Origin of the sequence: Denitrobacterium detoxificans (genome assembly GCF_015062615.1) — a bacterium.
GTDB classification, from domain to species: Bacteria; Actinomycetota; Coriobacteriia; order Coriobacteriales; family Eggerthellaceae; genus Denitrobacterium; species Denitrobacterium detoxificans_A.
Genome location: NZ_SUUH01000001.1, coordinates 58,077 through 82,914, shown reverse-complemented (window position 1 = coordinate 82,914; position 24,838 = coordinate 58,077). Strand labels below are relative to the sequence as shown.

General features: G+C 58.7%; 20 protein-coding genes and 1 tRNA gene. 12 read left to right on the top strand and 9 right to left on the bottom strand.

Annotation, left to right across the window (positions count from 1 at the left end; translation table 11 throughout):
* The first annotated feature begins 129 nt into the window (after nt 1-129).
* From mfd to E7002_RS00395, 3 genes are all read left to right on the top strand, one after another.
* Entirely contained in the window at nt 130-3,600 is a 3,471-nt protein-coding gene (gene mfd / locus E7002_RS00405) for a transcription-repair coupling factor (RefSeq protein ID WP_303726957.1), read from the top strand.
* 137 nt (nt 3,601-3,737) lie between these two features.
* Nucleotides 3,738-4,406 (top strand): PspA/IM30 family protein, encoded by a 669-nt coding sequence (locus tag E7002_RS00400; protein WP_303726956.1) that lies wholly within the window; start codon nt 3,738-3,740, stop codon nt 4,404-4,406.
* A 1-nt stretch (nt 4,407) separates the two neighbouring features.
* Entirely contained in the window at nt 4,408-5,409 is a 1,002-nt protein-coding gene (locus tag E7002_RS00395; protein WP_303726955.1) for a hypothetical protein, read from the top strand.
* 72 nt (nt 5,410-5,481) lie between these two features.
* Here the strand turns inward: E7002_RS00395 and E7002_RS00390 are convergent, their stop codons facing one another.
* The 5 genes from E7002_RS00390 to E7002_RS00370 are packed head-to-tail and all read right to left on the bottom strand — an operon-like array spanning nt 5,482 to nt 10,780.
* Nucleotides 5,482-5,898 (bottom strand): PaaI family thioesterase, encoded by a 417-nt coding sequence (locus E7002_RS00390; protein ID WP_066662216.1) that lies wholly within the window; start codon nt 5,896-5,898, stop codon nt 5,482-5,484.
* Between the two features lie 2 nt (nt 5,899-5,900).
* Nucleotides 5,901-7,022: an ATP-binding protein gene (locus E7002_RS00385; protein ID WP_303726954.1), complete on the bottom strand. Its 1,122-nt coding sequence runs from the start codon at nt 7,020-7,022 to the stop codon at nt 5,901-5,903.
* Nucleotides 7,015-8,502: a glutamate--tRNA ligase gene (gene gltX, locus E7002_RS00380; RefSeq protein WP_303726953.1), complete on the bottom strand. Its 1,488-nt coding sequence runs from the start codon at nt 8,500-8,502 to the stop codon at nt 7,015-7,017. Before gltX ends, E7002_RS00385 begins: the two co-directional genes overlap by 8 nt.
* Nucleotides 8,503-8,553: 51 nt before the next feature.
* Nucleotides 8,554-9,384 carry a DUF1461 domain-containing protein gene (locus E7002_RS00375; protein WP_303726952.1) on the bottom strand — a complete coding sequence of 277 codons (831 nt, stop codon included), beginning with the start codon at nt 9,382-9,384 and terminating at the stop codon, nt 8,554-8,556.
* A 22-nt stretch (nt 9,385-9,406) separates the two neighbouring features.
* Entirely contained in the window at nt 9,407-10,780 is a 1,374-nt protein-coding gene (locus tag E7002_RS00370; protein WP_303726951.1) for a circularly permuted type 2 ATP-grasp protein, read from the bottom strand.
* Nucleotides 10,781-10,892: 112 nt separating this feature from the next.
* Here E7002_RS00370 and metK point away from each other — a divergent pair, with 112 nt between their 5' ends.
* A complete protein-coding gene (metK, locus tag E7002_RS00365) occupies nt 10,893-12,164 on the top strand; it encodes a methionine adenosyltransferase (protein WP_303726950.1) in 1,272 nt (423 codons plus the stop codon).
* Nucleotides 12,165-12,167: 3 nt separating this feature from the next.
* Nucleotides 12,168-14,570 (top strand): primosomal protein N', encoded by a 2,403-nt coding sequence (gene priA / locus E7002_RS00360; RefSeq protein WP_303726948.1) that lies wholly within the window; start codon nt 12,168-12,170, stop codon nt 14,568-14,570.
* Here the strand turns inward: priA and E7002_RS00355 are convergent.
* Nucleotides 14,567-15,493 carry a LysR family transcriptional regulator gene (locus E7002_RS00355; protein ID WP_303726947.1) on the bottom strand — a complete coding sequence of 309 codons (927 nt, stop codon included), beginning with the start codon at nt 15,491-15,493 and terminating at the stop codon, nt 14,567-14,569. The genes priA and E7002_RS00355 overlap by 4 nt on opposite strands.
* Nucleotides 15,494-15,693: 200 nt before the next feature.
* Here E7002_RS00355 and E7002_RS00350 point away from each other — a divergent pair, with 200 nt between their 5' ends.
* The 6 genes from E7002_RS00350 to E7002_RS00325 all read left to right on the top strand — a co-directional run bounded on the left by E7002_RS00350 (nt 15,694) and on the right by E7002_RS00325 (nt 20,823).
* Nucleotides 15,694-17,034 (top strand): phenylacetate--CoA ligase family protein, encoded by a 1,341-nt coding sequence (locus E7002_RS00350; RefSeq protein ID WP_066662250.1) that lies wholly within the window; start codon nt 15,694-15,696, stop codon nt 17,032-17,034.
* A gap of 29 nt (nt 17,035-17,063) precedes the next feature.
* Nucleotides 17,064-17,717, top strand: a complete 654-nt coding sequence (locus tag E7002_RS00345) for a LysR family transcriptional regulator substrate-binding protein (protein WP_066662252.1) — start codon at nt 17,064-17,066, stop codon at nt 17,715-17,717.
* A 101-nt stretch (nt 17,718-17,818) separates the two neighbouring features.
* On the top strand, nt 17,819-18,352 hold the full coding sequence (locus tag E7002_RS00340) for a 2-oxoacid:acceptor oxidoreductase family protein (RefSeq protein WP_303726946.1): 534 nt from the start codon (nt 17,819-17,821) through the stop codon (nt 18,350-18,352).
* A complete protein-coding gene (locus E7002_RS00335) occupies nt 18,352-18,708 on the top strand; it encodes a 4Fe-4S binding protein (RefSeq protein ID WP_303726944.1) in 357 nt (118 codons plus the stop codon). The genes E7002_RS00340 and E7002_RS00335 overlap by 1 nt, the downstream gene beginning before the upstream one ends.
* Nucleotides 18,698-19,888, top strand: a complete 1,191-nt coding sequence (gene porA / locus E7002_RS00330; RefSeq protein WP_303726943.1) for a pyruvate ferredoxin oxidoreductase — start codon at nt 18,698-18,700, stop codon at nt 19,886-19,888. The genes E7002_RS00335 and porA overlap by 11 nt, the downstream gene beginning before the upstream one ends.
* Nucleotides 19,888-20,823 carry a thiamine pyrophosphate-dependent enzyme gene (locus E7002_RS00325; protein ID WP_303726941.1) on the top strand — a complete coding sequence of 312 codons (936 nt, stop codon included), beginning with the start codon at nt 19,888-19,890 and terminating at the stop codon, nt 20,821-20,823. Before porA ends, E7002_RS00325 begins: the two co-directional genes overlap by 1 nt.
* 49 nt (nt 20,824-20,872) lie before the next feature.
* Here the strand turns inward: E7002_RS00325 and E7002_RS00320 are convergent, their stop codons facing one another.
* Nucleotides 20,873-21,658: a mechanosensitive ion channel family protein gene (locus E7002_RS00320; protein WP_303726940.1), complete on the bottom strand. Its 786-nt coding sequence runs from the start codon at nt 21,656-21,658 to the stop codon at nt 20,873-20,875.
* 133 nt (nt 21,659-21,791) lie between these two features.
* Between E7002_RS00320 and E7002_RS00315 the strand changes: the two genes are divergently transcribed.
* Nucleotides 21,792-21,866: transfer RNA gene (locus E7002_RS00315), tRNA-Thr, on the top strand.
* Between the two features lie 39 nt (nt 21,867-21,905).
* Here the strand turns inward: E7002_RS00315 and E7002_RS00310 are convergent.
* Together E7002_RS00310 and E7002_RS00305 are read right to left on the bottom strand one after the other, a co-directional pair.
* The gene (locus E7002_RS00310) at nt 21,906-22,877 is read right to left on the bottom strand and encodes a glycosyltransferase family 2 protein (protein ID WP_240480551.1); all 972 of its coding nucleotides are present in this window, start codon (nt 22,875-22,877) and stop codon (nt 21,906-21,908) included.
* Nucleotides 22,878-23,008: 131 nt separating this feature from the next.
* Nucleotides 23,009-24,811 carry an ABC-F family ATP-binding cassette domain-containing protein gene (locus tag E7002_RS00305; protein WP_369692465.1) on the bottom strand — a complete coding sequence of 601 codons (1,803 nt, stop codon included), beginning with the start codon at nt 24,809-24,811 and terminating at the stop codon, nt 23,009-23,011.
* Nucleotides 24,812-24,838 lie beyond the last annotated feature (27 nt).

Sequence of the window (24,838 nt, the reverse complement as noted above, 5' to 3'; positions counted from 1 at the left end):
CCGCCGTTTCATAGGTTTATTGTACGACGGCTCTATGGGCTTTGCGGGGTATCGGGCATTATTCTCCGTCCACGATATAATGGGCTTGCCGCATATGCGGCTTTTTCAGGTTAGTCGAAAGGTGCATTCATGCTCATTGACGCACTCGTACATCCGCTTTCCCGTTGCGAAGATATGCAGCAGTTCTGGGGCAAGCTCGATTCGGGCGAAGATGCGGCTTTGGGCATAGCCTCTTCTGCCAGGCCCTTCATGGTGGCTTCCCGCTTCGCGCGCACGCCACAGCCAACGCTCGTCATCATTGCCGGGGAAGAGGCTGCCGACGATTTCGCTCGCAACCTTGGCGCCTACGTCGGGGAAGAGCGCGTGCTTCGCTTTCGCGAGCGCGACGATTATCCCTTCGGCGAAAAGGAAGCGGATGCGCGCAAAGTGGCCCAGCGCATGGAATCGCTCTGGTCGCTTGCTCATGGACGAGAATGCATCGTCGTCGCCTCCGCGCGTTCGCTTCTTCGAAAGATGCCTCCGGCGGGAAATCCCTTTTACGAGCCCATCGAGCTTTCGGTGGGTGCCGAGGCTTCGACATTTCTGCATGACGAGTCTGCGACGTTCGAGAGCTTGCCGCTTGCGTTGGAAACGGCTGGCTATGTCAATACGGGCGATTTGGAAGGGCCCGGCACGTATGCCGTGCATGGTGGCACCATTGACGTGTATCCGGGCAATCTCTCCTTTCCCGTGCGCATAGACTTCTTTGGCGACGAGATCGACGAGATTCGCCGCATCGTTCCCTCTACGGGGCAGACGATTGCCGCGCTCGAGGATGTTCGTGTGTTCCCCATTCGCGAATATGCGCCCAGCAATCGTGCTATTGCTCGAGCCCGGAAGGCGCTTCTGAATCCCGCGAAGACCAACCCGGTGCTGCGCGAATTGCTCGACAAACTCGAGGGTGGTGTTACCGACGCCCAATCGGCGGCGTTGCTTCCGTACCTCTATGATCGAACCGATACGCTCGGTGCGTTTCTCGATGCGACGTGCCTGACGGTGCTCATTGAGCCACGTTCCCTTATCGATGACGCTTTGCATGCCTATGACGATATTCTCGCCCGTGCGCAAGGTTCGTCTATTTCCCCTGATGGGTTGTATTGCCCTGCAGCAAAGCTCGATTTCGGCTCAAACCAGCGATGCACGTATCAGTCAATCATGCGCATTGGCCAAGAGCTTGATGCGCAGCTTCCCGTGAAGCGAACCGATGTGGCGGGGAATTCGGAAAAGCTCTTTGGCAAGCTCATGAGTTTGTCGAATGCCGATTTCACGGTCGTTTTTAGCGTGCCCAATTTCCGAGCCAGGCAGGATATGAAACTTGCCCTGGTGGATAGGGGCATTCCCATTGTGGAGACGCTCGATGCCGATGAAGCCAACGTCGAGCGTCTGAAGCGTGGCGTGGTGAACGTGGTGGACGTGGACATCCCGCTGGGGCTGATTATCCCCAAGGCGAAGCTTGCCCTGGTGAGCATTGCCGATACCCAGGGTGCTGGCTCGTTGCGTACGCATAGGCGCATCGACATCACCGAAGTCACGTTTCCCTTTAAGCCAGGCGATTACGTCGTGCATTCGGCGCATGGCGTCGCCTTGTTCAAGGAGCTCGTGCGTCAGGAGGTCGGTGGCGTCCTGCGCGACTATCTGCTGTTGGAATATGCCGAAGACGACAAGCTTTACGTTCCCGTGGAGCAGCTCGACCGCGTTACCCGCTACGTGGGTCCCGAGGGTAGCAGCCCGCGTTTGACGCGCCTGAACACGAGCGATTGGTCGCGGGCGCTCAATCGTGCGCGCAAGGCGAGCAAGAAGCTTGCCTTCGACCTGGTGGATGTCTATACGCGTCGTGCGGCTACGCAGGGATATCGCTATTCTGCCGATACTCCTTGGATGCGCGAGATGGAAAGCGATTTCCCGTATCAGGAAACGCCTGATCAGCTTGCAGCTATCGCCGACGTGAAGGCGGATATGCAGTCGGCGCGCCCCATGGATAGGCTCGTGTGTGGCGACGTGGGCTTTGGCAAGACGGAAGTCGCCCTGCGCGCCGCATTCAAGGCAACGCAGGACAAGAAGCAGGTCATGGTGCTTTGCCCCACAACCATTTTGGCACAGCAGCACTACACCACGTTCAAGGACCGCTTCGACGCATATGGCGTTACGGTGGAAGTGCTTTCCCGATTCCGCACGCCCGCGCAGCAGAAGGCGGCTCTGGCGGGGTTCGCCAATGGGTCGGTGCAGGTGCTCGTGGGCACGCATCGCCTGCTCTCGCGCGACGTGAACCCCTACGAATTGGGCTTGGTCATCATCGACGAGGAACAGCGCTTTGGCGTGGGGCACAAGGAGCAGCTGAAGAACCTTCGCGAGAGCATCGACGTGCTCACGCTCTCAGCTACGCCCATTCCGCGCACCATGCAGATGTCGCTTTCCGGCGTGCGCGACATGAGCCTCATCCTTACGCCTCCCGACGACCGTCGTCCTGTTGAGGTGCATGTGGGCGAGTGGGACCCCGACGTGGTCAGCGATGCCATTCGGCGCGAAATGGCCCGCGGTGGCCAGGTGTATTACGTGAGCAACCGCGTGCGCGGCCTCGATGATGCTGTGGCACGCGTGGCTCAGGCCGCTCCCGAGGCGCGAGTGGGCGTTGCCCACGGCAAGCTCACTAAGGAGCAGCTCGAAAGCGTCATGGAGGATTTCGCGGCCGCGGAAATCGATGTTCTCGTGGCTACGACTATCATCGAGAGTGGCATTGACAACCCTCATACGAACACCCTCGTCATCGAAGACTCGCAGCGTCTTGGCTTGGCCCAGATGTACCAGCTCAAGGGCAGGGTTGGGCGTAGCAACCTGCAAGCCTACGCCTACTTTATGTTCCCCGAGCATATGACGCTTACCGAAGAGGCCACGGCGCGCCTCGAGGCGATCAACGAGCATCAGGAGCTTGGCAGTGGCATGCGCGTCGCCATGCGCGACCTTGAGATTCGCGGTGCGGGTAGTTTGCTTGGTGCCGAACAGAGCGGCAATATGAGCGCCGTCGGCTTCGACTTGTTTGCCCAGATGCTTGCCGAGGCAGTGAACGCCACGCGTGAGGGCAGGGTGGAGAAGAGCGATCTTCTGCCGGCAGCCCTTTCCGACATTACCGTCAACGTGCCTGCTCATACGTATATTCCCGAGGAATACATCCCCGATGCCGACGAGCGCGTGCTGCTGTACCGCAAGGCGGCGTTTGCCGAGGAGGTGGAGGTCGTAGACGAGCTCGAGGAGCAGACGCGCAAGCGTCATCCCGACATGCCGCAAGCGACCATCAACTTCTTCATGAAGGCGCGCGTGAAGGCGCTAGCGAACGATATGCACGTGAAGACCGTATCGGTCGTGGGCGGCAAGCTCAACGTGGAACCGGTCCCCAAGCCCGAAGGCGATTTGTGGCTTTCGCTTCGTCGTGCGAAGGCGCGCTACGTTACGCAGACGAGCAAGCTCCAGGTTCCCATGAAGTACTTCGCGCTTTCCGACGACGTTGCCTTGCTCGATGCCGTGTATGCGCTTTTGCGTGATTTGAGGGGTCAGCGTCGCGCTTAGTACACCCGCTGGTTTATTGCGTCGGCTCCCGCTGGGCTTTTCCATTTCGGGTCGGTTACGAACAAGCCTGTTGCCTGGGGAAATGCTACAATGACCCCACGCATACAAGCGCCCCTTAATCTATCGAAAGGATTATCATGGCCATCTTCCAGCGCATCGCCGACATCTTGAAGGCAAACATCAACGATATGCTCGACAAGGCCGAGGACCCAGAGAAGATGGTCAAGCAGATCATCATCGAAATGAGCGAGCAAGTCGACTCCGCCACTGAGGCACTTGGCCAGGCCATGGGCTCCCAGAAGCTTGCCGCTCGCCAGCTTGAGGAAGCCAAGCGCGCTTCCGCCGATTGGCAGCAGAAGGCCGAGCTTGCTCTGAAGAGCGGCAACGAGGAACTTGCTCGTCGCGCCCTTGATTCCAAGGTTGGCGTCGATCGCCAGATTGCCGAGATGCAGCAGCAGTACGATGCGCTCTCTACTCAGGTTGACAAGCTGAAGGATCAGGTGAAGGTCCTCAAGCAGAAGCTCGACGAGGCCCGTGCCCGCCAGGATATTCTCATCGCCCGCTCTCGCATGGCCGATGCCCAGCAGGGCGTTGCCACGGCCGTAGGCGCGGCTTCTTCCACTTCCGCCTTCTCCAAGCTCGACAAGCTCGAGCAGAAGGTCGCGCAGAAGGAAGCTACCGCCGAGGCCTTTACCGAGCTCAACGGCATGAACGTCGATCCTACGGAAGATGAGTTTGCCAAGCTGCAGCATGCTGCCGATGTCGATGCCGAAATGGCCGCGCTCAAGGCCAAGCTGGGCATGTAGCATGAGCCTATCTACGATCGCCATCGCCCTCATCTTCCTTATCGTTGCCGGTTTCGTCGTTTCGTTCGGCTACATCCGGCAATCCACGGTGGGGAAGAAGGAAGCGCCCAGCGTTTCGCCCACCAGCGTGCACCAAACCCATAGCACCATGTCGCAGGACATGAAGAGCATGCAGACGTCACGCGTCGTCGATGCCGTTTCCGTGCTCGACGAGCTGCGCATCGCTTCGCCTTCGTATCGTCATTACTGCGAGCTCGTTGGTTCGTCTCAGTCGGAAGGCGGGGTCATTGCCCCGTACAGCAAGCGCAAGGTCGCCTATTACGACGTTCGTTGCTATCGACTCGAGAATCGCGCTGGTCAGCACTACGAAACGCTCGTTGCGCACGAACGATCCATCGACCCCGTCTGGTTTTCCGATGGCAGCAGCGACGATCGGGTCTACATCGACGTCGCTTCTTTTGGCGAGAACGTCCTCCTGGTGAATTCGAAGGACCACGTGGAGCGCCCCGACTCGGAATTCTCCCGCACGTTTGGCCAGGCAGACCACGGTGGCTCCGTTGCGCCTTCGTCGGCTGTCTTCGGGCTTACCCCTCCGGGCTTCGATTTCGATCTGGGCGATATCGATCTCGATTCGTCATTCAGCGATTTGTCTAGCGGCTTCAATGACTTTCTGGGCGGCGCGCCCATGCCGCACGGCCATCACGATTACGGCTCTGGCATTGGCACGCTTATCGGGGGCATTGCCCTGGGTACCGTCTTGTCGCAGATGGGGCAAGACAATCAGCCGCAGTACTCCCAGCCTCAGCAACAACAGGGTTCCATTTCCGGATATCGCCTGGTGGAGGATGTTATCCCACTCAACTCGCCGGTCTATTGCATTGGCGAGCTGTATCGCACGGGTGACCGCTTGAGCATCGCCAAGTCGGTTTCGACTGATCATCCCACATCGTTCTTCGCGACGAAGCCCGAAGCCGAGGTCATATCGCATTTAGCTGGTCGGTAGTTACGTTCTATAGCAAAGGACTCCCAGCCAAACGGCATGGGAGTCCTTTTTGCGTATGCGTTGATGAGCGCTTTAATTGGCAGGCAGCGGACGATGCATGAGCGAGTACGACCCGTGTGCCACCAGGCGTCCTTCGCTGTCGCAAATATCGATATCGTAGAAGCCCATCGTGCGACCGCGGCGCTTCGCCGAGCACGTGGCAATGAGCTCGTTTCCCCTTGGCATATCAGTGAATTGCATCGAACTCGACACGGTCATGTTGATCTCGTTCTCGTCCCAATCGGCAATGGCACTCGCGAAATCGGCCATCGTGAGGTAAAGACCGCCCATTACGCCGCCCTTGGCGTTGTGATGTCGCTCGTCTACTGTTACCGCTACAACCGAGCTTCCCGGCTCTGCATCTACGATGCGTATCCCCGACGTTTTCATCGCGAACAGGTCGTCTGCGAAGTAGGAGCGGACGGTTTCCAGATACGCATCGTGTTCCATTGCTACTCCTTGTGTCCTAGGTGTAGGCCGTGCTTGTGCTTTTCCTTCTTCGCTTTCGCTTCAGCGGATTCTTCGGATGCCTTCTCGAGCTCGTCGAGGTAGATTTCCGCCGTGGCTTCGTCGATGAACACCGCGCTTTGCTCGCATGCGTTCATGCATGCGCCGCACCCTACGCAGTACATGGGGTCAACTTCGGGCTTGCCCGTTTCCTGGTCGAGCGACCGAGCGCCCGTGGGGCAGGCGGCAACGCATGCTCCGGCACCCGTGCAGTATTCGAAGTCGGTCTTCGATATGCCCACGGGAATCTCGGCGGCGATATCATGCCGACGCTCCACGGCTTCCAGCAGCATCTTCTGGCGTGGGAAGAGCGTATGCTTCTGGCGTCCTTCGGGCGTGAAATCCGCAAAGGGGCTATTTTCGGAGAGGTTCAGGCGCGCTACGGCGCGGGCGCGTTCCTTCTTTGCGTAATAGTCTTGCAGCACCTCGGAGTTTCGCAGGCGACGTTTGCCGCTGGCGATTTCCCCTACATCGGAAAGCAGGCCGGTGAACGCGGCGCGGCGGTCTGTGGGGTCTTCCTCGTCGGTGTACTTCTCGATAAGCTTCTGGCTTTCGGGAATCCTATAGCTGAACAGGACGTTTTCTCCCGTGCGCTGTTCGGCAATCTCGATGGCGCGGGGGAAGAGCTCGCCGCCTATTTCGCCTGCGCGATCGCAGTCTTCGCAGTACTTCAGGTCGCAGGCGATGGTGAGCCTGATCTTTTCGGCCATGAGTAGCGTCCATAGCTCGGGTGGAACCATGGAAAGGCAGGGGAGCACCACGACGTTCGTGTCGATGTGCAGGTCGGGAAAGATATTCTCCTTGCACGTAAGGTATGCCCTGCGCCCGCTTGTGGCGATGCGGCGAATGCGTGCGTGCAAGTCGTTCATGGTGAGATGCGTGCTGGCGAACGCGTCGCATACGCCAAAGCAAATGCCGCATCCATTGCAGACGTCGTGGTCTACGACGGGCGCGGCGTTGCCTTCGGGCAGGCTGATTGCTCCATGCGGGCATGCGTGCTCGCAGCGTGCGCAATCTGAGCCTGCCTGGCGCGTGCAGTATTCGTTTACGACAACGAGTTTATGCACCGAAGACTTCTTTCAGGGTTGTGTCGATACGGGCGACCACGTCGGCGCGGTCCATGAGCTCCACGCTTTCGAAGAGCGGGGGCGAAACCATGTTGCCGCAGATGGCAACGCGGATTGGCTGGAAGACGAACTTCGCCTTCATGTCGAGCTTTTCGCATAGGCCGCGAACGGTATCCTGCAGCGGGTCACATTCCCAGGCGATGGACTCGTCGGCGATGATGTCGCGAGCGGCGCGCAGCGCTTCCTCGGCGCGAGCGCCTTCCTTCAGCAGCACCTTCTTCACGCTCTTTTCGTCGAGCGTGACTTCGGGCCCCCAGAACAGGTACGCAAGCTTTTCGGGCAGTTCGTCGAAGCGCTGCAGGCGCTCGGCGACAAGCGCGTACATCTTCATGAAGCGCTCGGGGTCGGCGTCGATATCGGCTTCGGTGGCACCGGCCTGCACCAGCCAGGAGCGCGCGGCCTTCAGCCATTCGCTTGCGCCCATATGCTGAATGTACTGGCCGTTCATCCAGTTCAGCTTCGTCTCGTCGAATACGGCATCCTTCTTCGTGATGCGCTCGAGCGAGAACTCGCGGCAGAGAACGTCGCGCGGAATGATGGTGGTTTCGCCGTCGAGGCTCCAGCCCAGAAGCGCCAGGAAGTTCACCATGGTGTCGGGCAGGTAGCCGCGGTCGCGGTACTCTTCCACGCTCGTTGCGCCATGGCGCTTCGAGAGCTTCTTTCCGTCTCCGCCCAGGATCATCGACAGATGTGCGAAGGTGGGCGTAGGATAGCCCAGGGCTTCGTAAATGAGGATCTGGCGCGGGGTGTTGGACAGGTGATCGTCGCCACGGATGACGTGCGTGATGCGCATGTTGGCATCGTCGCAGACGACGGCGAAGTTGTACGTGGGGCTACCGTCGGAGCGCACCAGGATGAGGTCGTCCATGACATCGGCGGGGAACTCCATGGGGCCGTACACGGCATCCTCGAAGGTGATGGGGCCGTGGTCGGCGGGGACCTTTAGGCGCCATACGTGCTCTTCGCCTGCGTCGATGCGGCGTTGAGCCTCTTCGGGGTCGATGTCGCGGCAGGTGCGGTCATAGCCGCAGTACGCCTGGCCGTTCTGCTCGGCGGCGGCGCGCTTGGCGTCGAGCTCTTCCTTCGAGCAGAAGCAGGGGTAGACCTTGCCTTCCGCCTTCAGCTTCTCGAGGGCTTCGCGGTACGTGTCCAGGCGCTCCGTTTGCGTGTAGGGGCCATATTCGCCGCCCGCTTCGGGGCCTTCGTCCCAATCCAGGCCCAGCCAGCGCATGGCGCGCAGGATAATCTGGGTGTTTTCCTCGGTGGAGCGCGTGGGGTCGGTGTCTTCGATGCGAAGCACGAACGTTCCGCCCATCGCACGCGCAAAGGCCCAGTTGTAGATGGCCGTGCGGGCGCCACCGATGTGGAGCTTGCCGGTGGGGCTTGGTGCGAAACGTACGCGTACTTCTGATGCTGTCATAGTGCCTTCCTTCATATGCTATGCCGCGAATGGCGCGGCGATATAACGGAGTTATGCGGCATGCCTCTTCATGCGGCCGCCGAGAACAATCGAAATGATACATGCGGTTGCCGTGACAGCCAACCACAGGGCGCCCATGCCCATCCAAAATCCCTCGGGGAGCATGCTAATGAGCAAGCTGCTTTCCGAGAACGTCCAATTCCCCTGGGGGAAGAGCACTTCGTGGAAGAAGGCGAAGAAGGCGTCGAAATTGTAGATGGACCAGATGCCGCAGAAGAACAGAGGCGTGAGCACGAGGGTTCCGCCCCAGCTGAGCGCACGTCCTAGCAGTTTCTTGTTGTTGCGCAGCATGACGGCAAGGATGAGCGCAACGATGGCTATGCCCATGAATACGGGTACCGCCTTGGTGATGAGCGCGTTGCAGTCTTCCAGATGGCTCATGGCGTCTTCGTCGAGCCCGTAGGCATCGGATATGCTTGCCATGGCGTACATGGTTTGCAGGCTATCGTCTTCGCTGCTCAGGTTTACGGAGTTCGTCACCCGCGTCCATGTGGACGCCTTCTGCGACCCCTCGCTGCTTGCTTCTTGCGCGGCGCTCACCACGCGCGAGGCGAGCAGCTCCTTGGCGTCGGAAAGCAGACCGTCGTGGCCTTCGACCGTGTAGTCGCGCGTGGCGACGGCAAGCTGCACGAGCTGGTCGTAGGTGTAGGGCGAAGCGTCTGCGCTGCACGTGTTTTGGGCTAGCAGGCGCGTCGTGGGCTGCGCTGCGCAGGCCACATAGCCTGCGAACAGGTATGTTGCCGCAAGACAAACGCAGCACACGATGGATGCCACGTTTGCGACGAACGTGGATAGCGGGGAAGACTCGTTCGATTTGCTCATGTTCTTGAATTGCTCGTTTCGGTTATAGGTCGCAGTCGACCCAGATGGTTGCGCTCGTAAGGTCGCCCATGGGATTGCTGATGATGGCATTTGGCCCCAGGCGGCTGAACACGCCCGCGAAGGTTCCGTTGAACACGTAGAGGCCATTCAGGTTCTTGTAGGGCCTCAGCTGACGCGGAATGTCGGCGGCATCGCGCTCCAGCATGTCGGGAACGATGGGCAGCACGTCGGTCTCGTAGGGCGTGAGATACGTCTGCACCAGGAAGGGTGCGCCAGCGGCGCCATTCGCGAATTTGCTCACGATGGCTTCCCATTCCTCTTGGGTATGCATCTGGCCTGCGTAGACGTCGGCGGCGCCATACTGATCGGTGGGCTTGATGATCCAGCTGTCCTTGTTCGCGCGCACTTCGTCCAAATTGATGTGAGCGTCGTCGAGGAACTTCGTCTGCGGAACGTGGGCGTCAACGAAATCGCATTCCTCCTGCGTAAGGAACGCGCGCGTCTTCGGATGAAAGAGCGCGTCGAAGATCTGCTTGTCATGAACGATGTGGCCCGCGAAGCTTCCGATGAGCGCCACGGCTCCCGCACGGGTGGCTTCGATGAGCGGCTGGCTTTCGTCCCAGTGGTTCAGGATGTCGTTGGTGACGCTGCGACGCCAGATGGCATCGACGCGGCGACCAGACTTCGTGCGGAGCACGCCGTCTTCGAAGACCAGGTCGCGCACATCGGCAACGATGCAAGGGTATCCGCGCTGCGCGAAGTAGGTGCAGTACACCTTGAATTCGTCGACCACTGCGTTCTCCATGAAGTCCACGATTGCGAACGTAGGATGTTCGACGCGGTTCTCGAACGTGTTGTAGATGCGGATGAACTCGTCGACCCAAGGGTAGAACAGATCGCTTGTCTGCATGGTATGGTTCTTCTTGAATTCCCGCATGGTCTTGCTGTTCGCGAGCGAGATGTTTAGCTCGCGGTCTTCGTTCATTCCCGAGGATCCGTCGGCATTTAGCTCGCAAAATCCACTGGTCAGGTCGTCTTCGTTCAGGAAAATGTCGAAGCGGGCGAAGGGGAGCAGTGCATCATAGCGCTGGGGAATCATAATGAGATCCGCCAGGCGCTCGTCGTATTTGAAGATCTGGCGATAGTCTGCGTCGTCCAGATAATGGCGCATGACCTTTTCGCAGATGGTGTGCGTTGTTTCCGCTACGTGCTTCATCTCGTCATAGGTGGCGCGGTCGAACAGGCGCGGCACGAACGAGGATTCGGCGAGTTCGTAGTGCACGATGGCCGTGGAATTCTCCATGTATGCGAATGCAGCGCGACGGCTGTCTATATCGCCATCGAGCTGCTCGATTATCCTCGTAAACTCATTGGTGTACTGTTTGTTCAGCGTCATGGGTTCTCTCCGAAAAGTTCGAATGGTTTTTTCCGTAAAAGTGTATCATTGCACGCAAGAAAAAATACGGGCGTAGAGCCCATCCGCCGCTACTTACGAAGGAGATAGTTCCATGGCGAATGAAACCCAGGGTCGTTCCTACCTGTTTACGAGCGAATCGGTCACGGAGGGACATCCCGACAAGATTTGCGACCAGGTCTCCGATGCCATCCTCGATGCCATCCTCGAGCGCGAAGCCGCCCTTCAGGAAGCTGGTTACGTTTCGCCCAACAGTGGTACCGCTGCCGACATCAACGAGGTGCGCACCGCCATCGAGACGTTCACCACCACGGGCATCATTACCGTTATGGGCGAGGTTCGCACCCAGGCGTACGTCGACGTGGACTCCATCGTGCGTGATGTCGTGCGCGAAATTGGTTACACGGGTTCCGACATGGGCTTCGACGCTGAAACGTGCGCTGTTGCCAACTACATGCACGCGCAGTCTGCCGATATCGCTGCTGGCGTCGACGAAAGCTACGAGGCGCAGCATGGCGAAGCCGCCGAAAACGATCCGTACGACACCATTGGCGCTGGCGACCAGGGCGTGATGTTTGGCTACGCGTGCAACGAAACCAGCACGCTTATGCCCATGCCCATCTTCCTGGCGCATCGTCTTTCCGAGCGTCTTACCGAGGTACGCAAGAACGGCGAGCTGCCGTATCTGCGTCCCGACGGAAAGACGCAGGTCACCGTTCGCTATGTCGACGACAAGCCGGTGGGCGTCGAAAAGGTGCTCATCTCTACGCAGCATGCCCCCGAAGTGGAAACGCCGCAGATCAAGGCCGACCTTATTGAGCATGTTATTGCTCCCGTATTCGAGCGCGAGGGCGTCGCTTGGGAAGGAGCCGAGGTTTTCGTGAACCCCACGGGTAGGTTCGTCGTGGGTGGCCCCATGGGTGATACGGGCCTCACCGGCCGCAAGATTATCGTCGACACCTACGGCGGCATGGGTCGCCACGGCGGCGGCGCGTTCAGCGGCAAGGATGCCACCAAGGTCGACCGTTCCGCTGCATATGCTGCTCGTTGGGTTGCCAAGAACATCGTGGCTGCGGGCTTGGCAAGTAAGTGCGAAATCGAGCTCGCTTACGCCATTGGCGTGGCGCGTCCCCTTTCCATCCTGGTGGAAACGTTTGGTACCAACACGGTGAAAATCGAAAAGATCGAAGCTGCCGTCAGCCAGGTCTTCGACCTGCGTCCGGCTGCCATCATCGATGCCCTCGATCTGCGCCGCCCCATCTTCCGCAAGACGTCCGCATATGGCCATTTTGGCCGCGAGCTTCCCGAGTTTACGTGGGAAGCCACGAACAAGGTCGACGAATTGCGTGCTGCTTGCGGGCTGTAGTCCATGCGCACTGCGCAGGTAGTCCTCGACATACCAACTCAGGCGCTCGATAGCGCTTACACCTACATTGCACCCGATCATCTGGATGATTTCCAGGTCGGGTGCTCTGTTCTGGTGCCGTTTGGCGGCCGGCAGGCCGTTGGCTTCGTTATGCGCGTGAGCGAATATGCGGAAGACGACCTTGCTTCGCTCGAGGCCGACGCTGGTTGCAAGGCGTCAAAGCTTAAGCCCATTGCATCCGTCCTCAGCAAGCCCTTCTTCGATGAGAACGGCGCCGCATGTGCGGAATTCCTTGCCAATCGCTATGTCGCACCGCTTTCCAGCTGCGTTCGTCTGTTCACGCCGCCCGGTGGCGTTCCTCGCATGGTGCGAGGTGCTCATGGCTGGCGCTTGGAGCAGCCTACGGTTGGGGAAGTCGATGATCGTTGGGTGCGGCTTCTGCCGGCAGCGGCTGAATTTACCCCACGCAAGGGAGCGGTCAAGCAAGAGGCCATTCTTCAAGCGCTTTCCGCGGGCGAGCTGCGCGTTGCCGAGCTCACTGCGGAATACGGATCGGTTTCGAGCGTGCTTAAGTCCCTTGAGAAACGGGGCGTGCTTGCGGTGGAATCGCGTCGTCGCATGCGTGGCATGGAGCGCGTTGATGGCGCGGCCGCGCAGATGGACTATCGTTCTGTTGCCTTCGAACCCACTGCCAAACCGAAGCTTACCGAGGGGCAAGAGCGCGCGCTTGCCGAAATCGAGCGGGCTTACAATGCCCATTGCGGGCGCGTTGTGCTCGTGGATGGCGTTACGGGCTCGGGAAAGACGGAAGTCTACCTGCAGGCCATTGAACGGGTTATCAAGGCGGGGCAGACGGCTATCGTCCTCGTGCCCGAGATCTCCCTTACGCCACAGACGGTTGCTCGCTTCAGGGGCAGGTTCGGCGATATGGTCGCTGTGCTTCATTCGCGCATGAGCGTGGGGGAACGCTACGACCAGTGGGATTTCATTCGCTCGGGCAATGCGCGCGTCGTTGTGGGCGCCCGTAGTGCGCTCTTCTCTCCGCTTGCGAATCTTGGCCTCATCGTCATCGACGAGGAGCACGAAGGTTCGTATAAGCAAGACCAGGCCCCGCGCTACGTCTCGCGTGACGTAGCTGCGTGGATGGCCCAGCATGTGGGCGGTGCGCTCGTTTTGGGTAGTGCCACGCCTTCCATCGAAACGCTCCATCGCGTCCATTTCGATGATGCGTGGTCTTGCGTCGAGCTTCCTGAACGCGCGAACGGCAAGCCCATGCCGCACGTCGATGTCGTGGACATGGCGAATGAATTTGGCAGCGGCAGTCGTTCCATGTTCTCTCGCAAGTTGCAGAACGCCCTGAAGGAGACCATAGACCAAGGTCGCAAGGCCGTTCTCATGCTCAACCAGCGTGGCTTCGCCTCGTTTCTGCTTTGTCGCGAATGCGGGTTCGTGCCCACGTGCCCCAGCTGCTCTACGTCGCTTACCTATCATGAGCGCGGCTCTTCCCTGGTGTGCCATCATTGCGGCTACACCATGGCGGCACCAGCGCTGTGCCCCGAATGCGGTAGCCCCTACTTGAAGAAGTTTGGCGCGGGCACGCAGCGCGTGGAAGCCGAGCTACGGGGAACAATCGAGGCGTTTGGATCCCGCTACCACGTCACGTGCTCTTCCGATGCGGAAGCGTCTTCGCCCATGCCTATTTCCGAAGACGGCATCGTCGTCGATCTCATTCGCATGGACGCCGACACGACGTCGCGCAAGGGTGCTCATCGTGCGTTGCTCGAGCGCTTTGCCTCAGCTGATGCCGCCGTTTTGCTGGGTACCCAGATGATTGCAAAGGGGCTCGACTTCGACGACGTGACGCTCGTGGGCGTCATCAATGCCGATACGCAGTTGCGCCTTCCCGATTTTCGTTCGGGGGAGCGTACGTTCGACTTGATTCAGCAGGTTGCGGGGCGTGCGGGCCGCGCCGATTTGCCGGGCCGCGTCATCGTGCAAACGTATAACGCGTCGTCTGCCGCCATACGCGCCGCTGCCCGTTACGATCGCGCAGCATTCCTGAAGGACGAGCTCCCCAAGCGAAAGGCCCTGCAATATCCTCCGTACGTGCGCTTGGCCGACGTACGCATTTGGGGCAAGAACGAAGGGGAAGTGCGCGATCACGCCATTCAACTGTACGAGCAGCTACGTGACCAGCTATCGAAGGTAGCCGTGGGCGATTGGCTCATGTTGCCTCCGGTGCCATGCGTGCTTTCGCGTTTGCGTGGCAACTATCGCTATCACATTAGCGTGAAGGCGCCGCTTGGGTCCGATATCGCCACGGTGCTGGCTCCCGTCTTTCGCGCTCGCAAGGCCCAGAGCACGGTGAGCGTCGCGATTGACGTGGACCCTCAGTCGCTGCTCTAGCTTACGTAGCTCGTTACGTCGGGGCAGGCGGCGATGAGCTTCTTCAGGTTCGCTATATACGAATGGAGCAGCCAGCCCGTATCGCGGCCCTGGTGGATTACGTAGCCTACCTTCATGGTCTCCTTCGTTTCCAGCGGGATGCTCGCAATGCCCGTGTACATTTCGCTGGAAAGCAGGCCCGTTGAAATGGTGTAGCCGTTGCAGCTTGCAAGTAGGTTCGCGAGCGTTCCGCGGTCGGTGATGCGCACGTTCTTCGCGTGGGGCAGGTAGGCGAACGGTTCCTCGGAATAGTAGAAGGAGTTTCGCTCGTCCTGCAAGAACGAATACCGCGGATATTCAGCCAGGTCGCCAGGCTGAATCGTCTTCCGTTTCGCTAACGGGTGATGCTCTCCCACGAACACGTGCACGGGTGTCTCAAAGAGTGGGTAGAACATGAGATGCGCGTCATCGAACGCCTTCCAGAGCACGCGCTGATTGTAGTTATCGGTGTATAGGATACCGATTTCGCTGCGGAACTCCTTCACGTCCTCGATGATCTGCAAGGTGCCCGTCTCGCGGAGAACGAACTCGTATTCGTCGCCACCGCATTCTTCCAGCGTGCGTACGAATGCTTCCACGGAAAACGAGTAATGCTGCGTGGATACCGCCAAACGGGCCTGGTCGGAATCGTCGTGACTATAGCGTGCTTCCAGCAGGTCTGCTTGTGTGATTACCTGTCGTGCGTAGCCTAAAAGCTCGGTGCCCTCGTTGGTGAGCGTAACCCCGCGATTGCTGCGACGAAAGATGGAAATGCCCAGTTCGCTTTCAAGGTCCTTGATGGCAGTGGATAGGTTGCTCTGCGATGAATAGAGCCGCGTGGCCGCGGCGTTGATGGAGCCGTATTCTGCTACGGCCAGTATGTAACGCAGTTGCTGCAGCGTCATCTTCGCACTCCTTTTGGCGTGAATCGCTTTGTTAGAAGTGTAACCGCTCAAAGGTGATTTTGCTATCTATAATAGCGATAGCGAGAACTCGCTTATACCCAATACGCTATCTATTGCATCGGCATTTAACTCATGAAATCATACATATACGTCAGACAAAACGCTTTGGCGTGTTATGCAATATCGATAAGGAGCTAGGCATGGCGAAAAAGAACATCCCGTACGATCAGAAATACTACGATCCCGAAATCGAGTGCATGCCGCGCCCCGAGCTTGAGAAGCTTCAGCTCGAGCGTCTTCAGGAAATGGTGAAGTACGCCTACGACAATACCGTGTACTACCATCGTAGCTTCGACGAGGCCGGCGTTGCCCCCGAGGACATCAAGACGCTTAGCGACATTCAGAAGCTTCCCTTCATCAACAAGCAGACGGAGCGCGATACCCAGCATGTTGGCACCTTCTTCGGCGAGATGTGCTCCGTTCCCGAAGACGACGTCGTCTTCATGGCGACTTCCTCTGGCTCCACGGGCGTTCCCACGGTAAGCCCCTTCACGCAGGAGGACTTCGATTTGTGGCAGGACACCGAGGCGCGTCTGTTCTGGCAGGCTGGTATGCGTCCGAACGACCGTTACGTTCATGGTCTGAACTTTGCCCTGTACGTTGGCGGCCCCGACGTAATCGGCGCTCAGCGCCTGGGCGCTACGGCCATCTGGGTTGGTGCCGTCCCCAGCGATCGTCTCATGTTCGTGCTTCAGCACTATCAGCCCACCGTCATCTGGACGAGCCCCTCGTACGCATGGGCCCTGGGCGAGAAGGCCAAGGCCAAGGGCCTCGACCCCAAGAAGGACTTCAGCATCCACACCATCATCGTTGCGGGCGAGCCCGGCGGCTCTATCAAGAGCACGCGCGAGGCCATCGAGGAGATGTGGGGCGCGAAGGTCGTCGACTTCTTCGGCCTGTCCGACATCTACGGTGCGTGCGCTGCCATGTGCGAGGCCAAGGACGGCCTGCACATCGTGGAAGATCAGATTCTGGTCGAGACGGTGGATCCCGTTACGGGCGAAGTGCTTGCCCCGGGCAGCAAGGGCGAACTGGTGTACACCACGCTCATGAAGAAGGCTCGTCCCATGATTCGCTTCCGTACGGGTGACATTGGCTACGTGAGCACCGAAAAATGCGAATGCGGTCGTACCCATGCTCGCATTCACGTTACCGGTCGCAAGGACGAGATGTTTATCGTTGGTGCCGTGAATGTGTTCCCCTCCGACGTAGAGTATGTCGTACGTGCCGAGCGTGGTCTCACCGGCGAATACTCCATTCGCGTTTACAATGAGAACTACACCACGCGCTACGAGGTTTCCGTCGAGCGTGCGCAGGGCTCCGATGAGGCATACGATGCCGTTTCGAAGCGCGTCGAACAGGCGCTGAAGGCCCACACGGGCGTGCGTCCCGCAAAGGTCATCGTGTTCGACGCTGGCAAGCTGGGCGTTTCGAGCGAACATAAGGCTTCGCGCTTCATCGACGAACGTGAAAACAACTAATGGGTTGAACGAAGGATCAGGGAGTTATTATGGCTAAGAAATTCACTGTATCGGGTCAGCATTATCTATTCAGCGTTCAGGCGTTTGCCCATACCGTGCTCGCTGGCGGCGGTGTCGAATATTCGTATGCGTTCCGCAATGGCACCACGCGTAGCGTCATCGAGGATGTCTACAGCGGCCGTAGCCATTTGGGCGTCATCTTCGAGACCACTGAGAACGCCGATGAGCTGAATCATACGCTGGAGGAATCTGGCTTGGAGTTCACGCCCATCATCAGCAGCAAGCCTTATGTGGCGCTTCCGGCTAGCCATCCGCTTTCCAACGCGGCAAGCCTGCGCATCGAAGATCTGGAAGATTATCCCTACGTGTACTTCGAGCAGGAAAAAGGCGATTCCTACGCGTTCTACGAGGAGGCTTTGGCTAACGTGCCGCGAACCAAGCGCATCGCCACTACTGATCGTGCCAGCCTCACCGAGCTCATTTGCGCGGTGAATGGCTACACTATCACGAGTGGCATCCTGGTGGGCATTACCGACGGCAGCCTGCTGCAAACGTTGCCGCTCGAGACCGACGTTACGCTGAAGCTCGGCTACATTGCGCGCAGGGGCGAGCAGATCGAGGGCCTCAGCAAGGTGTTCGTCGATAGCCTTACGAAGAACCTCTCCCGTTACGTGCAGTTCTAAATTCGAACGTTTCCGCTAACGTATGCACCTGGGCGGCGCCGGTATTCATCGGCGTCGCCCCTTTGGCAATCTGGGGTTGGCGGTTTCTGGAAGGAATCATAGTGATTGAAGTCATATGGCATGGAAGGGGCGGACAGGGTGCCTTCACTGCTGCGCGCTTGCTTGCTGCGGGGTATAGCGCTCCCGATGGCAAACACGCGCTTGCCTTTCCCTCGTTCGGTCCCGAACGACGTGGCGCTCCCATGCGTGCGTTTACGAAACTTGACGATGCCCCCATTGGCGATAGGAGCGCATGCACTCGGGCCGACATCGTGGTCTACCTCGACGACACGCTTTTCGACGAGGGCTGGGATGAGGAATTGAAGCCTGGTGGTTTCGCCCTGGTCAATAGCGTGCGTTCATTTGATGATGCGCGCATCGTTACGGTTGATGCGGATGGGGTATCCCAGAGGATACTCGGCCGCGCCATTCCCAATACGGCGCTGCTGGCCAAGCTCACCTGCCTGGTCGATGGGTTCGGCCGCGATGCACTTGCCTGGTCGATTGAGCATTACATGCCCGCGAAGTTGCATGCGAAGAACCTTGCGGTTGTCGATGCCGTTCTGGCCGCGGGCGAAGATGGAGGTAACGCATAATGGGCATTTCTTCAAAACAGAGCGGAATCGTCATTCCCACGCTTCGCCAATGGGAATGCGTACCTGCGCAATTCGACCGTTCGACATGCTTCGAGGCCGGTCATCTGGTGGAACGCAATGCCGGATGGCGTCAACAGCGTCCGGTGATCAATGCCAATTCGTGCACGTCGTGCCTGCAATGCTATATGTACTGCCCCGATGGGGCGATTCGCAAGACCCATGCAGAAGAGGGGAGTGCCCAGCCTTCTCTCTTTGTTGACTTGGATTTCTGCAAAGGCTGCGGTATTTGCGTTACCGTGTGTCGTTTCGAGGCTCTTGCGATGGTTCCCGAGAAAGGATGCGACGATGAGCGATAAGCGTTTCCTTTCAGGTGATGAGGCCTTCGCCGAGGGCGTGCGCCTTGCTCGGCCCCAGGTCATTTCCGCGTATCCCATTACGCCGCAGACCGTCGTGGTCGAACGTCTTTCCGAAATGGTGGAGCGTGGCGACCTGGTGGCGGAATACCTGCATGTGGAAAGCGAGCATACGGCCCTTTCTGCGGCCATTGGCGCTGCTGCCACGGGTGCGCGTACGTTCACCGCAACGAGCAGCCAGGGCCTGCTCTACATGGCGGAATGTCTTACGTATGCCGCTGGTGGCCGGTTCCCTATTGTCATGATGAATGCGAACAGGGCAACGTGCCTGCCTTGGAACATCTATGGCGATCAGCGCGATTCTTTGAGCCTGCTCGACCATGGCTGGATCCAGGTGTACGCGCGCGATGCCCAAGAGGCGCTTGACCTGGCCCTTATGGCGTATCGCATAGCCGAAGACCCGCGTGTTGCCACGCCGGTTATGGTGAATCTCGACGGGTTTGCCCTTACGCATACATACGAGCAGGTGCATGTTCCCACGCAGGAAGCTGCTGATGCCTTCCTTCCGCCGTACGCTACTGCGAATCGCTTTGATTTCGACCATCCCGTGAACATCGGGTATTCGGCGGGGCCAGCGTACAACCGGTACTACAAGTATCGCGCGCATGAGGACATGTGCAGTGCGCTTTCCGTGATAGGGCAGGTGGAAGCTGAGTTTGCCGCTATATTCGGTCGTACGTATACGGGCGCCATCGAACCGTACGCATGCGAGGATGCCGATTTCGTATTGGTTACGCTGGGGACCATTTCCGGCCTCGCCGAAGAGGTGGTGCGCGAGCTAAGGGCTGAAGGCGTGAAGGCTGGCTCCGTGCGCATTCGCTATATGAGGCCCTTCCCGTACGAAGCGCTTTGCGAGGTTCTTTCGGGTGCTGCTTGCGTGGGCGTGCTTGAAAAGGATATTTCGTTTGGCGCCGAGGGCACAGTGTTCACGAACGTGAATTCCGCACTTCAGCGTGCAGGCGTTTCCGTTCCGACGCGCAACTTCGTGGGCGGCCTGGGTGGCGACGACATTTCGCGCGAGGATATGCATGGTATCTTCGCAGGTCTGCAGAAGGTCGCCGAGGGTGGAGATGTTCCCCCGGTTACCTTCCTGCGCGTGGAAGATGAAGGGGAGGTGCTCTAATGGCTATTACTGCCAAGACCATTACCGATGATGAGTTCTTCTTTGGGCACAAGGCCTGTGCTGGCTGTGGCGGTTCGCTGGTGCTGCGCCAGGCGCTCAAGGTCCTGGGTCCCCATGCCGTTGCGGCGCTTCCCGCTGGATGCATGAGTGCCGTTGGGTTCAACTTCCCCCAGCTGTGTTTCGCGAATAACGCCATGATCACCCCTTTTGCGGCAACCGCTGCCGTTCTTTCCGGTATCGAAGCGGGGCTTCGGGCTCAGGGAATTAAGCCCGATGACTGCACGGTCGTGGGCTTTGCGGGCGATGGCGGCACGGCCGATATCGGTCTGCAGGCGCTTTCGGGCGCCATCGATCGCAACGACGATATTCTGTATATCTGCTATGACAACGAAGCGTATATGAATACGGGCATTCAAAAGAGCTCGCTTACGCCCTTTGGCGCCAAGACCACTACCACGCCCGCTGGTCGCAATGCGCATGGTTGCCTTACGGAAAAGAAGAACCTGTTCGAGATCGTTGCCGCGCATGGCATTCCCTATGCGGCTACCGCGAGCATTGGCTATCTCAATGACTTTATTCGCAAGGTCGACGTGGCGAAGTCGGTGAAGGGCACGCGCTTCATCCACGTGATTGCCCCTTGCCCAACAGGTTGGGGCTGCGGCGTCGACGAGACCATCGACATAGCCAAGGAAGTGGTAGATTGCGGTCTCTGGTATCTGGCGGAATATCGCGGGCCTGCCGTGAGCGACGTTGCGGGCGGTTCCTTCAAGCTTTCGCGTAATCCGCGTGAGTTTGCCGAGGGCGATACATGGGGGAGCGTGGAACATTATCTACGCCGTCAGGCGCGCTTCCGCGCCCTGAGCGACGAGGAGATAGAATCCGTTATTCAGGGTCGTAATGCCACCTGGGAGCGCCTTCGCTCCATTGCCCGGTAGCGTACGCAGGAAACCCCGCAGCTTCCGTCGTTCGGGCTGTGGGGTTCCTTTACTGCATCGAATATGCCTTCGTTCCGTACTGCTTGAGCAGTGGGTCAATCGCGCGTGAGATCATGTTCGCTGCCACCGCATTGCTATAGGCATCGCGTTGGATGTCCACGGTGACGGTGCCCGAAAGCCCGCCTAGGGACATGCCATTCATGAGCACGCGAATGCCCAATGGGCCCAAGGTTTCGGTGAAGGTTTCGGATAGGGCTTCCTTTACCTTCTCGGTGAATTCGTCGAGGTTAGTCGTAGGGTCGAGAATGATCGGTACGTCGACCAGCCCGAATTCTCCCGCCTCTACGAGCTTGTTCTTGTACATGACGGAATTCGGAACGATGTAGGTGCTGCCCGTGGCGTCGACGAGAGTGGTGTGGCGCCACGATACGTCGGTTACACGCGCGACGGCGTTGTCTACGTAGAAGTAGTCGCCAGGATCGACGATGCGCCCAAGGGTGATCTGCAGGCCACCAAAGAGGTTTGCAATGGTGTCTTGCAGGCCCAGCGAAAGAGCGATGCCTCCAACGCCCAGGGCTGCGATGAATGCCGTAAGGTCATAGCCGAAGCAGACTTTTGCAACGATGATCAGGCCGAATAGCCACAGCGCCACACGTGCGATGTTCGCGAAGATGGATCCTGCGGGCAAATCGATGTTGTCGTTGCGGCCAATGTGCATGATGATGCGTCGCACGATTCGTTCGATGACCCAGGTGGCAAGCAAGATAGCCGCACCCGTGAGGATGGTATTGAGGAGGGGGAATTCGGTTTGGAAGTTCTGAAGCGCTTCGAGCACGCGTTATCTCCTTTGGCGGTCGCTTTCGCTTTGTCTCTTCCATAGTAGAGTCATGCGAGGTAGCAGGTGGGGTCGATTATCTTTTTTCAGTCATTTAACGGAATCTATGGCATAATACTGCTTGCTCTGAAGTGCCAGTGTGGCGCAATGGTAGCGCATCTGATTTGTAATCAGGCGGTTGCAGGTTCGAGTCCTGTCACTGGCTCCAGGGCATAATAAAAGGCCAGCGTTTGCTGGCCTTTCGTTTTTATTTCTCGGATTTCTTTCCGTAGCGTCGGTATGCTTCGATGACCGACATCTCGTAATCCTTGCGGTGATTGTTCACCGAGGTGTCGAGGATGAGGCCGCAGCTAAAGCTGAGCATGCCCGCGCCAACGAAGGCCACGGCCACGATGGCCGATGGGAGCCTGGGCACTTGGCCCGTGGAGTTGAATTCGCCGATAACCGGAATGCCCACGATTAGGCCGATGATTACCAGGATGAGGGCAAGCCAACCGAACAGGGCCAGCGGACGGTAGTCCTTGAACAGCTGGCCGATACACTTGAGTACCTTCCAGCCATCGCCAAACGTGGAAAGCTTGCTGTAGCTGCCTTCGGGGCGATCGCGGTAGTCGATGGGCACTTCTACGACACGCCAACGCTTGTCGACGGCGTGGATGGAGAGTTCGGTTTCGATTTCGAATGCGGGGCTGATAACCGGCATGGTCTTCGCGAACACGCGGTTGAATGCGCGGTAGCCCGTCATGACGTCGTGGAATTCGAAGCCGTAGATAACCTTGATGAGCCAACGGACCAGGTTGTTGCCCAGGCCATGGAACGCACGGTCGTTTTCCTCGCCGTAGCTGCCGTTGGAAAGACGGTCGCCAACGGTCATGTCGGCGCGTTCGTTCACCAGCGGCTCGATGAGCGAGGCAGCTGCCTCTGCGGGGTACGTATCATCGCCATCGACCATGATGTAGTAATCGGCGTCGATCTCGCGAATCATCTGACGAACGACATTGCCCTTGCCCTGTCGCGTTTCGGTGCGGACAATAGCCCCGTGCTCGCGGGCGATGTCGCCCGTGCCATCGGAGGAGTTGTTGTCGTAGACGTAGATATCGGCTTCGGGAAGCTCGCGTTTGAAATCGTCGATAACCTTAGCAATCGTTACCGCTTCATTGTAGCAAGGGATAAGGACGGCTACCGAGCCATCGATATCGCGTGCTGTAAATTCAGACACTGTTTCTCCTTCTAACAACATGCGTGTTTGCACATATATGTTTGAAACTATAGCAGTATCTTCGATGTGCGATGGCGCTATAGTTCAAAGTCCTTCTCAAATACGAGATTCAGCACACATATGCAGGTGATTTATCCTTCGAGCTTCTCGGAGAGCTCGAGCCATTCCAGCTCGAGGGCGTCCAGGTTGTCTTTCGCCTGCTGGATTTCCTGCTGAATCGCCCCGAGCGCGGCGTAGTCGAATGGGTCGCATTCCTGCAACTCGGCCTTCTTCTTGTCGACCTTTTCCTGCTGGGTGTTCATCTTGCGCTCCAGGCTGCGGAGCTGCTTCTTCATCTCGCGCAGCTCGGCATTGGAGAACCCTGCCGTGGCTTCCTTCTGCTGGCTGGGGGCAGCGGGCTTGCTTTCGGCCGTGGCGGCTGAAAGCTTTTCGCGTTCCAGGCGCTTCAGGTATTCGTCGACGCCGCCTGGTACGTGGAAGACCCGTCCGCCCAAGATGGCGTACTGGTCATCGGTGACGCGCTCGATGAAATAGCGGTCGTGGCTGACTACGATGAGCGTGCCCGGCCATGTGTCGAGCAGGTCTTCTGTGATGGCAAGCATATCGGTGTCCAAATCGTTGCCCGGCTCGTCGAGGACCAGGACGTTTGGCTCATCGAGCAGGATGAGCAGCAGCTGGAAGCGACGACGCTGCCCACCGGAAAGGTCCTTCACGCGTGCGTTGAGCTCATCGCGGGAAAAGCCCAGGCGCTCGAGCATGGCCGAGGGGCTGAGGTTTCTGCCGTCGACTTTGTAGTACGTTTTGTATCGCGACAGAACCACGCGAACGACGTCGTCTTCGATGGGTCGAAGCTCGTCGAGGTTCTGCGTGAGCGTGGCGAACTTTACCGTGCGGCCAATCTTGATGTGGCCGAGCGTGGGTCGCAGTCTTCCATTGAGCACGTTCAGCAGCGTGGACTTTCCGACGCCGTTTTCGCCCAGGATGCCAATGCGATCGCCTGGGCCAATGTTCCACGTGATTTCGTTCAGCACGCGTTTGCCCCCGCGGTCGACGCATACGTCGTTGAGTTCGAGCACTTGCTTGCCCAGGCGCGCCGTGGCCATTTGCTTCAGCTCGATGGGGTTGCGTACGGGCGGTTCGTCAGCGATGAGGGCCTGCGCGGCTTCAACGTGGAATTTAGGCTTGCTGCGTCGTGCCTGGGCGCCGCGCGAGAGAAACGCCAGCTCTTTGCGGAGCTGGTTAGCGCGCTTCTGCTTGGCGAGCGCTTCGAGCCTGTCGCGTTCCACGCGCTGCATGATGTATGCGGAGTAACCGCCTTCGAAGGGACTTACCATTCCGTCATGTACTTCCCACATGCTCTGGCAGACTTCATCGAGGAACCAGCGATCGTGCGTCACCACGAGAAGGGCGCCGTCACCTGCGGCCCAGCGTGTGGACAGGTGATTCGCCAGCCAGTGAATGGCGCCGATGTCCAGATGGTTCGTGGGCTCGTCAAGCATGAGCACGTTCCAGTCGCCGATGAGCAGGCGAGCGAGGTCCACGCGCCGGCGCTGTCCGCCCGATAGACTTCCCACGTTGCTGTCGAGGCTTATGTCACCGAGCAGCTCTTCTACGATTCCGCGCGTCGTACGGTCTGCCTCCCAGGTGTAGGCCCTGGTCTCGGTTGACGCCAGGATGTCGCGTACCACGTCTTCGTCGTTGAATTCGTCGTGCTGACGCAATACGCCTATGGTGGCGTTGCTCGTTGCGATGACTTGACCCGAATCGGGTGCAACGCTTCCGGACAGCACGTTGAGCAGGGTAGACTTCCCGTGGCCGTTCAAGCCAACGATGCCGATGCGGTCGCCTGTGTTCACGCCGAGCGTGACCCCTCGGAATATTTCCTTCGTGGGGTAGTCGAGATGGACGTCTTTGCAGGTGAGCAGAACGGACACGTATTTCTCCTTCGTTTTGGGCATCCA